This is a genomic window from Cupriavidus sp. FW216-B1 (genome assembly GCF_058789195.1).
On record NZ_JBYTEL010000020.1, the window covers coordinates 78952 to 92223 of the forward strand.

Genomic DNA, 13272 nt, shown 5'->3' on the forward strand with positions numbered 1-13272 from the left:
ACGCAAGCATGAAAGCCACCGTCACCTCCGTCGAAGCCATCCTGGTCGACCTGCCCACCATCCGTGCCCACCAGCTGGCCATGACCACCATGCAGCGCCAGACCCTGGTGATCGTGCGGCTGCGCTGCAGCGACGGCATCGAGGGCATCGGCGAGGCCACCACCATCGGCGGCCTGAGCTACGGCGACGAAAGTCCCGAAGGCATCAAGCTGACCATCGACACCTACCTGGCGCCCGCGCTGGCCGGGCTCGACGCGAGCAACGTCCACGCCGCCATGCAGCGCCTGGGCTCGGTGGCGCGCGGCAACCGCTTCGCCAAGTCGGCGCTGGAGTCGGCGCTGCTCGACGCGCAGGGCAAGCGCCTGGGCCTGCCAGTGTCGGCGCTGCTGGGCGGCGCGGTGCGTCCCAGCCTGGCCTGCCTGTGGACGCTGGCCAGCGGCGACACCGGCCGCGACATCGAAGAGGCCGAATCGCTGCTGGCGGCGCGCCGCCACAATACCTTCAAGCTCAAGATCGGCCGCCGCCCGGTGCGCGAGGACGTGGCGCACGTCTCGGCCATCAAGCGCGCGCTGGGCGAGCGCGCGCGCGTGACGGTGGACGTCAACCAGGCCTGGAACGAGGCCGAGGCCGCCACCGGCATCGCCATGCTGGAAGCCGCCGGCATCGACCTGGTGGAGCAGCCGGTGCCGCGCGAGCAGCGCGGCGCGCTGGCGCGCCTGGCGGCGCGCTTCGTGGTGCCGGTGATGGCCGACGAGGCGGTGTGCGGCCCGGAGGACGCGATGGAGCTGGCGCGCCAGGCCGCGGCCGACGTGTTCGCGCTGAAGATCTCCAAGTCCGGCGGCATCTACGAGATGCTGCGCACCGCCGCGGTGGGCGACGCCGCCGGCATCGCGCTGTACGGCGGCACCATGCTCGAAGGCAGCGTGGGCACCATCGCCGCCGCGCACGGCTTCGTCACGCTGCCGCGGCTGGCCTGGGGCACCGAGCTGTTCGGCCCGCTGCTGCTCAAGGACGACATCGTGACCGCGCGCCCCGAATACCGCGACTTCGCGCTGCACCTGCCGCCCGGCCCGGGCCTGGGCCTGGCGTTGGACGAGGACAAGCTGGCCCACTACCGCCGCGCCTGAGCGCGCCGAAACCCGTCGATGCGCATCGATGCGCGTCGACATGACAAGACAAGGACGACGACATGCTTTTCCTGGTGAGAATGGACGTGAAGCTGCCGGCCGACATGCCGGCCGCGCTGGCCGACGAGATCAAGGCGCGCGAGAAGGCCTATTCGCAGGACCTCCAGCGCCAGGGCAAATGGCCGCACATCTGGCGCGTGGTGGGCGAGTACGCCAACTACAGCGTGTTCGACGCCGAAAGCAACGATGCGCTGCACGCGATGCTGTCCGGCCTGCCGCTGTTCCCGTACATGGCCATCCACGTCACGCCGCTGGCGCAGCATCCGTCGTCGATCCGGTAGCGCCGCCGCGCGCCGGACCCGATAAATTCAATAAATCCCAAGAGGAGACTTCGATGCGCCTGCCATTCCTGCGCAACCTCGCCGTCGGCGCCGCCTGCGCACTGGCTACCCTGGCCGCCGTCCCCGCGGCCCATGCCGCCTGGCCCGACAAGCCGATCCGCTGGGTCGTGCCGTTCCCGGCCGGCGGCGCGATGGACAATATCGCCCGCACGCTGGGCGAGGAAATGTCGGCCTCGCTCGGGCAGGCCATCGTGGTGGAAAACCGCCCCGGCGCGGGCGGCAACATCGGCGCCGAGATGGTGGCGCGCTCGCCCGCGGACGGCTACACGCTCATCATCGTGGCCAACGGCATGGCGGTGAACCCGGCGCTGTACGGGCGCCTGAACTACGACCCGGTCAAGGACTTCGCGCCGGTCTCGCTGCTGGCGGTGGTGCCCAACGTGCTGGTCACCAACAAGGCCAGGAAGCTGCCCGCCACGGTGCCGGACCTGATCGCCGCCGCGCGCGCCAACCCGGACAAGTACACCTACGCCTCCGCCGGCAACGGCACCTCGATCCACCTCGCCGGCGAACTGTTCACCTCGCTTGCCGACGTCAGGATGCTGCACGTGCCCTACAAGGGCAGCGGCCCGGCCATGACCGACCTGCTCGGCGGGCAGGTCGACTACATGTTCGACAGCATCACCTCGGCCAAGCCGCACATCGACTCCGGCAAGCTCACGGCCATCGCGGTGACGACCGCCAGGCGCTCCACCACGCTGCCCAACGTGCCCACGATGGCCGAGGCCGGCGTCAAGGGCTACGACCTGTCGCCGTGGTTCGCCGCCTTCGTGCCGGCCCGCACGCCGCCCGAGGTGATCGCGCGCCTGAACCAGGCGATGGTCGCCGCGCTGGCCAGGCCGTCGGTGCGCACGCGCCTGGCCGGCATCGGCGCCGAGCCGATCGGCAGCACGCCGGCGCAACTGGGCAAGCACCTCGCCGAGGAAACGCAGAAGTGGGGCAAGCTGATCCGGGAGCGGGGGATTCACGCGGATTGATCATTTGAGTGGCGCTTCCGCCTCTTCTCGGCGGGTACCGTGTTTCCTGGCGGTGCGCCGATTGCCCCTTGTTGATAGCAGTGCTATCGTTCTTGCGTGACAGTATCGGAAGGGGAAATCATGGCCACTCTCCTGGTTCGCGGGATTGACGAGGCACTGGTGCAGCGGCTGCGCGAGCGCGCCGCCGCGCACGGGCGCAGCGCAGAGGCGGAACACCGCGAGATCCTCGCGCAGGCCCTGTCGGCAACCCGGCGCAGGAGCTTTGCCGACATCCTGGCCAGCATGCCGGATGTCGGCGAGGACAGCGATTTCGAGCGGCTCGATCCGTCGTCCGGGGCCGTCCATGTATTTGATTGATACCAACGTCATCAGCGAAGCGCGCAAGCGCGAGCGCGCCAACCCGGGGGTGCGAGACTTTTTCCGCGAGGCCGCGCAACGAGAGTCCGCTTTGTTTCTCTCCGTGGTCACGGTCGGCGAACTGCAGCGTGGCGTCGAGTTGATCCGGCATCGCGGAGATACCGCGCAGTTTGCCGCTCTGGGGGCCTGGCTCGAGTCCGTGTTGAGCGAATTCGCAGAGCGGATCTTGCCCATCGACGATGTCGTCAGTCAGGTCTGGGGCCGCCTGCGCGTACCGCGCGCGGAGCATGCGCTGGACAAGCTGATTGCGGCGACGGCGCTGGTGCATGACCTCACGGTCGTGACCCGCAATGTCGATGACTTCGCGGGCTGCGGCGCTCGCTTGCTGAACCCCTTCGCGTAAATCCCCCCGCTTTCGCCTGCTGCGCTATTTCCCCGCCGAAAACCGGACATCCCCATACCACGCCCGCGCGACCGCGCCGGTGTTGTCGGTATCGGTGAGCAGGCCGTAGGCGGTGAGCTTGCCCGGTGCTTCCTTGAAGGCGCGCTCGTAGTCCTGCGCCACGTTGCGGCTCAGGGACAGCCACTTGCCGACGTCGCCGGGGCCGCCCGATACCACGATCATCTTGACGCGCGAGGTGTGCGGGTTGTCGAGGATGGTGCCCACCGGCACGCTGTCGGACCAGATGTACATCAGCGTGGCATAGGGCAGGTCTTCGCCGGCCAGCGTGTGCGCGAGCTGCATGGCGGCGCGGTCGCCAAGCGAGAGTTTTTCCTTGTCGCCGTCGAACAGGAAAAGCAGCCGCGCGGGCGCGTCTTCCTGCGCGGCCACGCGGTTGTCGGCGTTGTCGACGGGCTGCTCGATCTTCCAGCGCCAGCTCACCCGGGGCGTGGCGGCGAGATCGATGTCGCCGTCGTGCATCAGCGCCGAGGCGGAGGCGTCGGCGCTGGCTTCCAGCACCGTGACGTTGCCGTCGGCCACCAGGCTGTAGCGCGTGGTCATCTTGCCGCGCGCCACCGGCAGGTTCTTCCAGCCGGCCGGCAGCGCGCCGCCCGGCGTGTCCGTGGAGAACGCCACGCCGGGCGGCGCGGCCTGCGCGGCGGCCCACAGCGGCAGGCCGCAGGCCAGCAGGCCGGCCAGAAGCCGCCTCGATGCGCGGTGCATGGTCATGTGCGGGGGCTGGCCGGCGGTGTGATGGGAGTTTCATTGTAGGCAGGCGGCCCGGGGTTTGTCCGGCCCGGCGCGGCTCCCGGCCGCGGGCCGGCGGGACGCGCGCGGCCCGCCCCGGGGTCTGCGATGGCTTGCCGCGCGCGCGACGGCGCTCAGGCGATGCCGCCGCCGGCGCGCGGGATCTGGCCGTTGACCCGGCCGGTGTCGGGTCATGGACCATTCCGGTGAATGGATAATCGGCCGGGAATTGGTATCATTGCTCCATCTTCCTCAATAATTGACCGCCACCGCGATGGACCGCTTCCAGGAAATGCAGGCGTTCGTGCGCATCGCCGAGCGCCAGAGCTTTACCCAGGCCGCCGAGGACCTGCGCATCCCGCGCGCCACCATCACCAACCTGATCAAGCGCATGGAGCGCCGCATCGGCACGCGGCTGCTGGAGCGCACCACGCGCACGGTGCGCCTCACGCACGACGGCGAGGCCTACTACCGGCGCTGCGTGCGCCTGATCGCCGACCTCGAGGAAGCCGAGGGGTCGTTCCGCAACACCGCGCCGAAGGGGCTGCTGCGCGTGAACCTGCAAGGCACGCTGGCGCGGCATTTCGTGGTGCCGTCGCTGCCGGATTTCCTCGCGCAGTACCCGGAGCTGGAAGTGCATATCGGCGAGGACGACCGCCTCGTGGACCTCGTGCGCGAAGGCGTGGACTGCGTGCTGCGCGCGGGCAACCTGCAGGACTCGTCGATGGTGGGGCGGCGCGTGGCGCTGCTCGAGCAAGTCACCGTGGCCAGCCCCGCCTACCTGGCCCGGCATGGCGAGCCGGCGGACCTGGAGGCGCTGGCCACGCATCGCGCGGTCAACTACATCTCGAGCGCCACCGGCAGGGTGGTGCCGCTGGAATTCACCGTGGACGGCCGCGTGAGCGCCGTGCAACTGCCGGGCACGGTGTCCGTCACCGGGGCCGATCTCTACACGGGCGCGTCGGTCGCGGGGCTCGGGCTGGTGCAGGTGCCGCGCTACCGCGTGGCCGGCGAACTGGCCGACGGGCGCCTGCGCGTGGTGCTGCCGCAGTTGCCGCCGCCGCCGATGTCGGTGTCGGTGCTGTATTCGCATAACCGCCAGCTTTCGTCGCGCGTGCGCGTGTTCGCGCAGTGGCTGCGCGAGGTGTTCGAGACCGCCGGCGCGCGGACGGGCGACTAGCGCCGCGCGCGGCGCCGCCGGTTCGGCGCGCGGCGGATGTCGACGGAAAAAGGGGGAAAAGTCAGTGCGCCTTCAGCTCGCACGCCGGGCACACGCGCACCAGCAGCGGCGGGCTTTCCATTTCCGCGAGCGCGTCGCTGTCGTCGGAGGCCACCGCGCAGCGGCACGCGGGCGACGCGGCCAGCGGCTTCACGGGGTCGCCCTCCGGCAGCACCGCGTAGCGCACGCCGAGCAGGACGCGGCGTTCCCACGCGCCGGTGGGATCGAGCGCGAGCAGCCACAGGCGCGTCTGCAGCGACCAGTGCTTGACGGTCTCGCTCTTGATGAGCAGCCGCCGCGCGGCTTCCGCCGTGGTGATCTGGTGCGACACCAGATGGAAGAACGCTTCGGCCTTGTCGCCCAGGCGCAGGCGTCCCATCGGCGTGCCGGTCAGGCGCGTGAACGGCTGGCGGCAGCCGGAGCACTGGAACTGCGGCAGGCCGCCCTCGTCGGTGCTGTGGAAGGCCGCGCCCGCGCCGCAGCGCGGGCAGCGCGGCGCGCGGCGGCTGGCCACGTGCAGGCGGCGCCAGGCGGCCATCAGGTAGTCGGCCAGGGCTTCGTCGCCGGCGGCATTGGCGGCGCGCGCGCCGATATGGATCAGCGTGGTCGCGCGGCGCGGTTCGCGCGCGGGCGGCGGCGCGCTGCCGAGGTCGGCCAGTGACGGCCGGGGAGGGGCGAATCTGCTCATAACGTCGGCGCGGGCAAACCGGCCCAGGCTCCGGGAGCGATGAAAGTGGGCAGATTCTATGGGGGATGGGGTCGGCCCGAAACTGTGATTGATCACAGTGGGCGGTGCCGCCGGGCCGCCTTGCCGGGCCGCTGTGCCGCGCTAGGGCTTGATGATGCCGGCCGAGGCCGCCTTGACCACCGCCTCGATGCGCGTGGCCACACCGAGCTTCTGGCGCGCGTTGTCGATATGGAAGTCCACCGTGCGCTTGGACAGCCCGAGGATGGTGGCGATCTCGCCGGAGGTCTTGCCGCGCGCGGACCAGACCAGCGCCTCCACCTCGCGCTCGCTCAACTGCACGTCGGGCAGGCCGTGCCGCGTGCGCGCCACGCGCGCCAGCCGCGTCTCGACGATGCTGGTGAGGATGTCGAAGTCCACCGGCTTGGTCACGTAGTCGTCGGCGCCGAGCCGGCGGCCGCGCAGCTCGGCCTCGCGCTGGGCCAGCGCGGTGAGGAACACGAACGGCATGTCGGCGAAGCGCGGCGCCAGCGCGGCGATCTTCTCCAGCAGTTCGAAGCCGGTCATCACTGGCATACTCACGTCGCAGAGCACCAGGTCCGGCGCGTCGCGCAGGATGCTGGCCAGGCCCTGCTCGCCATCATGCGCGATGCTCACGTCGAAGCCGCGCTCGACCAGTTCCTCGGCGATCAGGGCGGCCGTTTCGGCATCGTCCTCGATGCAGAGTATCTTGCGGCTGGCGTCGTGCATGGCGTTCCTCGGTGGTGCGGGCGGGCAGAGCGTAAGCGATTTCCAGGATGACAGTCTCATGAATCACCCGATTCAGCCGGCGCCGGGCGGCCGGCGCGTGCGCCGCGGGCTCGGGCGGCGCCTGGCCGGGCTGCCCGATTCGGTGCCGATGCTGCGGCCGATCCGCGTGCGGCTGTCGCTCGTGTTCGTGCTGTTCCTGCTGCTGGTGGCCGGCGTGGGCCTGTTCGGCATCAACCGCCTGAGCAACTTCCACAGCGTGTCGGCGCAGATCAGCGGGCGCTGGCTGCAGAGCAACCGCATCCTCGGCGACCTCAACAATTATATTTCCGACTACCGTGCCTTCGAGGGCGATGCCCTGATCGCCACCACCGGCGCCGACCTGCGCGCGGCGCAGGCGCAGATCGCCCGGCTGGACGACGTGATCCGCGAGGTGGAGGGGCGCTACGGCAAGATCGCGCACGACCCGGCCGAGCAGGCGCTCTACGAGCAGTTCATGGCGCAATGGGCCGCCTACCGCCAGTGCGTGGACGACGTGGTGGCGCTGGCCTACCGCAAGGACACCGCGCCGGCGGTGGCGCTGTACCGCGGCGAGTCGCGCCATGCGTTCGAGCGCGCCAACGGCACGCTCGGCACGCTGACCGAGCGCAACGTGGCCGGCGCGGCCGCGGCGACCGAGCGCGAGGCCGACGCCTACCGCGAGGCGCAGCGCCTGATCGCCGGCGCCATCCTGGTGTCGTGCTGCCTGGTGATCGCCGCGGTGGCCTACCTGGTGCGGGCAGTGTCCAACCCGATCGCGGCGCTAGTCGAGCGCATGCACCGCATCACCGACAACGACCCGCACGTCGACATACCGGGCGCCGGGCGCCGCGACGAGATCGGCGAGATCGCGCGCGCGGTGGTGCGCTTTCGCGACAACACGCTGGAGCTCGAGCGCAGCAAGGCCGCGCTGGCCGCGCAGACCACCATGCTGCAGGACACGCTGGAAAACGAGCGGCGCATGGCCATGCTCCAGCGCAATTTCGTCTCGATGGCCTCGCACGAGTTCCGCACGCCGCTCAACGTGATCGACGGCCACGCGCAGCGCCTGATGCGCATGAAGGAAAGCCCGTCGGCCGAGGTGCTGGCCGAGCGCTGCGGGCGCATCCGCGGCGCGGTGCGGCGCATGACCAGCCTGATCGACCATCTGCTCGATTCTTCGCAGTTGCTCGACGGTGGCCGCCTGGCCACGCTGCGCGGCGTGGATTTCTCGCTCAGCCTGCTGGTGCACGAAGTCTGCGAGATGCACCGCGAGAGCTCGCCGGCGGCCGTGATCGAGGAGATCGTCGATCCCGGCGTGGCGGAGATCTTCCACGGCGACGCCAAGCTGCTGTTCCAGGCCTTCAGCAACCTGATCGGCAACGCCATCAAGTATTCGGCCGCCGGCACGCCAGTCACCGTGCGCGTGCGCGGCGACGCGGACACCGTCAGCGTGTCGGTGGCCGACCGCGGCATGGGCATCCCGGACAAGGACCGCGGCCATATCTTCGAGCGCTTCGTGCGCGGCGCCAACGTGGCCGGCACGGCCGGCGCGGGCGTGGGCCTGTATCTGGTCAAGCTGGCGGTGGACCTGCACCGCGGCGAGATCCGCGTGAGCAGCAAGGAAGGGCAGGGCTCGTGCTTCGACGTGCGGCTGCCGCGCGGGCTGGACGGCGCCGGCGGCTGAAGCCGCCGGCGGCGGCAACGCGAGGAAGGGAAAAACGGAGGGCGAAAAAAAAGCCCGCCTGGCGGCGGGCATTTTCTTGTGGCGGAGCGGACGGGGCTCGAACCCGCGACCCCCGGCGTGACAGGCCGGTATTCTAACCAACTGAACTACCGCTCCACATTGGCTGCGGAAACCGGACGATACCGGCCTCCGACGCGCTTGCCGAAGCTGCCATGAGTGACTGGCATGCCTTCGAAACTGGCGTCCCCTAGGGGATTCGAACCCCTGTACTCACCGTGAAAGGGTGATGTCCTAGGCCTCTAGACGAAGGGGACATGAACCTGCTTGCAACACCTTGCGGTTTCATGTCGCGAGGGGCGCAATTGTAGCGCCCTTCATTGCGGCTGTGAAGCGTTTATTCATCGAAATGCAAAAAACGCGCGCGCGACACGCGCGGCACCAGGCGCTTCGGCGGCGTGCTTCCGCGCGCCGCCGCAGCGCCCGTACCTGCCGTTCCCGCCGGCGCTGTTCAACCGCGCGCCGATCTGCCACCATTGCGGCCCCTCGTTTTCATGGCCCGGCAAGGCGCCCTCGCAATGGCTTCCAGCAAAGCACACCACGCCACCGGATGGGCGGCCGGACTGATCGCCGCGGCGATCGTCGCCAGCGCCGGCGCGGGCGGCCCCTATTCATTCGGCGCCGCGCTGGCCTTTGCCGCGGGCGTGGCCGGCGGCGGCGCGCCGGACTGGCTGGAGGTGGCGTGGTGGTCGCGCTCGCGCCGCCTGTGGATCGCCCATCGGACCTGGACGCACTGGGGCGTGGCCTGGCTCGCGCTGCTGGTGCTGTCGCACCGCGCGCTGGGCAGCCACGCGCTGGCCGCGCCGGCGTTCGGCTTTGCCTGCGGCGGGCTCATGCATCTGCTGGCGGACTGGCCCAATCCGCTCGGCGTGCCGTGGATCTGCGGGCGGCATTCGCTGAACTGGTGGAAGAGCGGGCGCTGCGACGCGCTGGTGGTGGCGGCGTCGTGGGCGGGCGCGCTCACGTTGTCGCGCCATGTGTGGTTCCACGGCGCGCACGGCCTGGACCTGCTGCATTACCTGCGCGCGTGGCATCTGCGCGCGTGAGCACGGCAAAAAAAGAGGCGGCCACGAGGGGCCGCCGATCGGGAATACGAGGGAGGCAATTCCCTCAGGGATGACTAACGGCCGGCAAAAGTGCCACATTCACCCCTCCGATGTGGGGTGACTTTCCGTGCATATGCGTCGCGCCGATGCGCGCCTCAGGCTTCCAGGCAGCTCAGCGGCGCGCTTTCCGGGCCGGGTTCGTTGGCGCTCTGGCGTTGCCGCTGGCGCCGCACGCCGAGGGTCATCTCGGCGTGCGCGGCGTCGAGCCAGGCGGTGCGGTGGCGCACCGGGTCGCGCGGCGAGAGCGCTTCGGCGCCGACCTGCCGCAGGAAATACTTGACCATGCTGCCGGCGCGCGCGGGCACCGGCAGCATGCCGAGCAACTGGCGCCGCTGCAGCAGGCCGGTGTCGACGGCATGGCCCAGCGCGGCCCACGCGGTGCGGCCCAGCGCCACGTACAGGACTTCGCCGCCGGCCTGGGCGAGCCGCTCGAGGAACAGCGCCTCGAACACGTTGCGCAGCATCGGCACCGCCATCAGTTCTTCGAGGTCGCCGTCGTAGGCCAGGCCGCGCCGCGTGGTGGCGTAGGGCAGCAGGGCCAGCGGCTGCAGCCGCGCGAAGCCGTCGCTCCACAGCGAAGCCGCGTTCGGCAGGCCCACCAGCTGCGGGATGCCGAAATGGTCCAGCATGCGGATCAGGTTGGGCCGCACCAGCCGCCCGCCCAGCTCCACCTGGCGCTTGTTCTCGCGCTGGATGGCGCGCCCGGGCGCGTGCCGCTGCAGCAGGCGCTCGGTCAGTTCCGCGGCGAGCTGCACGTGGGTGTGGCCGGGCGTGGTGCTCACCAGCGCCAGCCGCGCGTCCGCGTGCGTGTGCTCGAACGGCACGTAGCGCATGACATAAAAGCGATCGCGATCAACCAGTACCGGCTTGTCGATCACGGACGCCGCCGACCCGCGCCGGATGCGCGAGCAGTACTCTTCCAGATAGTTCGCCAAAGTGTCCCCGCCTTACCGCAGATTTCTCTCTGTCTTCGCCCTGTCGCCGGGCGTGTTCCTGCATGGTAAGTCGCGTGCGCGCGCCAGGCAAAGGCGGCGGTGCCGTTTCCGGCGCGGGGGGCCGGCGGGTATGTGGGGCAGCGAACCAAGCGCGCGCGGGTGCCATCCCGATGGCGGATGGACGCGGCGCGCCCGCGCGGCCGGTGGCCGCGCCGCGTCAGCGCGCCACGCGCTGCTCCTTGCGGCAGGCCTTGCAGACATGCTCGAGGCCGCCGCGGCGGCGCCCGTCGCGCGAGAAGAACTCGCCGTCGGCGGGCCAGTATTCGCCGCAGTTGCGGCACAGCTTGAGCGGGCCGATATCGGACATCATCACCTCGGTGGCGGCATGGGCGGCGTGGCCCGCATGGGAGGCGGCGCCCGGGCGCTCGAGTGCGGTGGCGTGGTCGTACATGGTTTCTCCTTGCCTGGCGCGAACGGGCCGGCGTTGGTCAGGTGTGCGGGCGCGGGCGCGTGGCGCGCGCGGCGCGGATCCCGGCGGGACGGCTGAAATACCCGGTTACGAAATGGACGGCCGCGCGGGCCGGATCCGCCCCGGCCGGGCGCGCGCGCGGGGCGCGGGCCGCATGGCCGCCGGCGCGGGCCGTCATCGCGCGAGCAGGCTGGAGCAGGCCATCAGCAGCCATCCCGCCGCCGCAAGGGCTGCGCGCGGTGCGGCAGGGGCGGCGCGGCGGCGCGCGGGCAGCGCTGCCGGGCGCCATGACGGCGGCTGTGCTCGGGTGTCATTCATGCGACTTCCTTCAGACAGGCAAGACGGCGCTTGCACAACGGTGCAGCTTAGCCACCGCGCAGCGCCGCTGTGTGTCCGGGTTGTAAGGAAATGTGCACGGCCGCGGGCGCCGCCGGGCGCGCCGGCGCTGCCTGGCGCCGCCCGGCGTGTTCCGGTCGCCTTCCCTATAATGGCCGCTCGTGCCGCCGGCCTGGCGCCGCCGGCACGCCGCATTCCGCATCCATCCGCTTACGCTCCGGCCACGCCATGACGACCCTGCTCGACGCCACCTTTGCCCGCACCCTCGATACCCTGGTCGAACGCCTCGCGGCCATGCCCGGCGCGCGCGCCCAGGCGTGGGTGTTCGAGGATGCCGACGCGCGCCGCGCGGCCGAGCGGCGGCTGGCCGCCGCCGGCGTGCGGGCGGAGATCCGCAGCGCGTACAAGCCGCTGGTGCATTTCTTCCTCGACGATTTTCCCGGTGAGGTGGATGTGGCGCAGCGCGCCGCCCACGGCGTGACGGTGCGCCTGCCCGCGGCCGCCACGGACAAGGAGGCGCAGCGCTTCCGCCTGGAGGCTTATCCGCTGGCCGGCCTGCTGCCCGAGGGCGCCCTGCGCCTGGCCGATGGCGACGCCGACGCGCACTACGTGGTCGAAGCCGGCGGCGAGGCCCGCCGCGTGTTCGTGCCGCTCGCGGCCTCGGGCGCGCCGTGCGGATGGCTGCGCCTGTGGCAGGGCGAGGCGCTGGTCGAGGACGGGCCGCTGGCCACCGAATACGAACTGGCCTTCGCCGCGGCGATGGACGCGATCCGCGCGCACGGCTGGGGCGAGCGCGCGCCGTATTTCGACGTGCTGCGCATCGCCATCGGCACCGGCGGCATCGAGCGCCGGCTGGCCTACCAGGACGAATGCATCAGCACGCGCGAGGCGCTGCACGAGGACCTGTATTTTTCCGTGCTGGAATATTTCCAGGACCGCGCCGGCCTGCCGCGCGGGGACCGCACCCTGCAGCCGGGCCAGATCGTGCCGGACGTGCATGCGGGCGCCAGCGAGGGCGCCACGCACGTGCGCGTGGAGGTGCTGCCGCACCCGCGGCCGGCCGCCGCCGGCGCCGCGCCGCTGTCCGCGGCGGCGCTGGCCGCGCTGGCGCGCCCGCTCACGCCCGAGGAGGCCGCCACCGAAATGGCGGCGCTCGGCGGCACGCGCTTCAGCGCGATGTCCACGCAAGGGCGCGTGGTCCACGGCACGCATATCGAAGGCGCGCTGCCCGGGCTGGTGATCTCCGGCGGCCAGCATGCCAACGAGAGTTCCGGCGTGGTCGGCGCGCTGCGCGCGGCGCACGCGCTGCGGCAGCGCCCGCAGGCCAACTTCGCCGTGATCGCGCTGGAGAACCCGGACGGCGCGGCGCTGCACGCGCGGCTGCGCGAGGACAATCCGCGCCACATGTCGCATGCCGCGCGCTACACCGCGCTGGGCGACGACCTCGAGGCGCGCACCGCGGCGCCGTTCGGCGAAAAGGCGGCGCGGCTGGAGGCGGCCGAGCGCACCGGCGCCGGGCTGCACATGAGCCTGCACGGCTATCCCGCCCACGAGTGGACGCGCCCGCTCACCGGCTACGTGCCGCCGGGCTTCGAGACCTGGACCATTCCCAAGGGATTTTTCCTGATCCTGCGCCATCACGGCGGGGTCGAGGACAAGGCGCTGGCGTTCATGCAGGCGCTGACGGCGGCGCTGGCCGCCTCGCCGGAACTGGCCGCGTTCAACGCGCGGCAGCTTGCCACCTGGGGCGCGCATGCGGGCGCGGTGCCGTTCCCGGTGATCAACGGCATTCCGTGCATGATCGTGGAGGATCACCGCTCCACGGTGCCGTTCATGCTGGTCACGGAGTTTCCGGACCAGACCGTCTACGACGATGCCTTCCGCCTGGCTCACACCACGCAGATGCGTGCGGTGCTGGCGGCGGCGGAACTCTACTGGGCGGGCGCGCTGGCGTAAGGGACA

13 protein-coding genes, 2 tRNA genes and 1 pseudogene are annotated in these 13272 nt (G+C 71.1%); 9 read left to right on the forward strand and 7 right to left on the reverse strand.

Translation table 11 applies throughout. From position 1 onward, the window contains the following. Window positions 1-8 precede the first annotated feature (8 nt). The 5 genes from AC3WXD_RS28375 (at window position 9) to AC3WXD_RS28395 (ending at window position 3265) form a co-directional block, all read left to right on the forward strand. The gene (locus AC3WXD_RS28375) at window positions 9-1127 is read left to right on the forward strand and encodes a muconate/chloromuconate family cycloisomerase (RefSeq protein WP_492325140.1); all 1119 of its coding nucleotides are present in this window, start codon (window positions 9-11) and stop codon (window positions 1125-1127) included. A 62-nt stretch (window positions 1128-1189) separates the two neighbouring features. Then, on the forward strand, window positions 1190-1468 hold the full coding sequence (gene catC / locus AC3WXD_RS28380) for a muconolactone Delta-isomerase (protein ID WP_020205431.1): 279 nt from the start codon (window positions 1190-1192) through the stop codon (window positions 1466-1468). Window positions 1469-1521: 53 nt separating this feature from the next. Next, window positions 1522-2505, forward strand: a complete 984-nt coding sequence (locus AC3WXD_RS28385) for a tripartite tricarboxylate transporter substrate binding protein (protein WP_059412114.1) — start codon at window positions 1522-1524, stop codon at window positions 2503-2505. Window positions 2506-2625: 120 nt separating this feature from the next. Beyond that, window positions 2626-2862, forward strand: a complete 237-nt coding sequence (locus AC3WXD_RS28390; RefSeq protein WP_020205429.1) for a FitA-like ribbon-helix-helix domain-containing protein — start codon at window positions 2626-2628, stop codon at window positions 2860-2862. Next, entirely contained in the window at window positions 2849-3265 is a 417-nt protein-coding gene (locus tag AC3WXD_RS28395; RefSeq protein WP_492325141.1) for a type II toxin-antitoxin system VapC family toxin, read from the forward strand. The genes AC3WXD_RS28390 and AC3WXD_RS28395 overlap by 14 nt, the downstream gene beginning before the upstream one ends. Window positions 3266-3289: 24 nt before the next feature. Here AC3WXD_RS28395 and AC3WXD_RS28400 read toward each other — a convergent pair whose 3' ends face one another. After that, window positions 3290-4033, reverse strand: a complete 744-nt coding sequence (locus AC3WXD_RS28400) for a DUF3047 domain-containing protein (RefSeq protein WP_492325142.1) — start codon at window positions 4031-4033, stop codon at window positions 3290-3292. A gap of 292 nt (window positions 4034-4325) precedes the next feature. Between AC3WXD_RS28400 and AC3WXD_RS28405 the strand changes: the two are divergent. Next, window positions 4326-5228 (forward strand): annotated as a pseudogene (locus AC3WXD_RS28405) (LysR family transcriptional regulator); the annotation flags it as partial. 64 nt (window positions 5229-5292) lie between these two features. On the opposite strand, the gene AC3WXD_RS28410 reads toward AC3WXD_RS28405, so the two are convergent. Continuing rightward, window positions 5293-5958: a DUF746 domain-containing protein gene (locus tag AC3WXD_RS28410; protein ID WP_020205425.1), complete on the reverse strand. Its 666-nt coding sequence runs from the start codon at window positions 5956-5958 to the stop codon at window positions 5293-5295. A gap of 141 nt (window positions 5959-6099) precedes the next feature. Beyond that, the gene (locus AC3WXD_RS28415; RefSeq protein ID WP_020205424.1) at window positions 6100-6705 is read right to left on the reverse strand and encodes a response regulator transcription factor; all 606 of its coding nucleotides are present in this window, start codon (window positions 6703-6705) and stop codon (window positions 6100-6102) included. 58 nt (window positions 6706-6763) lie between these two features. Here AC3WXD_RS28415 and AC3WXD_RS28420 point away from each other — a divergent pair, with 58 nt between their 5' ends. Continuing rightward, a complete protein-coding gene (locus AC3WXD_RS28420; RefSeq protein ID WP_020205423.1) occupies window positions 6764-8407 on the forward strand; it encodes a HAMP domain-containing histidine kinase in 1644 nt (547 codons plus the stop codon). A 79-nt stretch (window positions 8408-8486) separates the two neighbouring features. Here the strand turns inward: AC3WXD_RS28420 and AC3WXD_RS28425 are convergent. Beyond that, window positions 8487-8563, reverse strand: a tRNA-Asp gene (locus tag AC3WXD_RS28425). An 82-nt stretch (window positions 8564-8645) separates the two neighbouring features. Then, a tRNA-Glu gene (locus AC3WXD_RS28430) sits at window positions 8646-8721 on the reverse strand. Between the two features lie 261 nt (window positions 8722-8982). Here AC3WXD_RS28430 and AC3WXD_RS28435 point away from each other — a divergent pair. Then, window positions 8983-9510, forward strand: a complete 528-nt coding sequence (locus AC3WXD_RS28435; protein WP_020204695.1) for a metal-dependent hydrolase — start codon at window positions 8983-8985, stop codon at window positions 9508-9510. Window positions 9511-9665: 155 nt separating this feature from the next. Here AC3WXD_RS28435 and AC3WXD_RS28440 read toward each other — a convergent pair whose 3' ends face one another. Further along, window positions 9666-10505, reverse strand: a complete 840-nt coding sequence (locus AC3WXD_RS28440) for a hypothetical protein (protein ID WP_492325143.1) — start codon at window positions 10503-10505, stop codon at window positions 9666-9668. 217 nt (window positions 10506-10722) lie between these two features. Next, window positions 10723-10956, reverse strand: a complete 234-nt coding sequence (locus AC3WXD_RS28445) for a hypothetical protein (RefSeq protein ID WP_492325144.1) — start codon at window positions 10954-10956, stop codon at window positions 10723-10725. 582 nt (window positions 10957-11538) lie between these two features. Between AC3WXD_RS28445 and AC3WXD_RS28450 the strand changes: the two genes are divergently transcribed. Further along, window positions 11539-13266, forward strand: coding sequence for a hypothetical protein (locus AC3WXD_RS28450; RefSeq protein ID WP_492325145.1), 1728 nt, complete (start codon window positions 11539-11541; stop codon window positions 13264-13266). Window positions 13267-13272 lie beyond the last annotated feature (6 nt).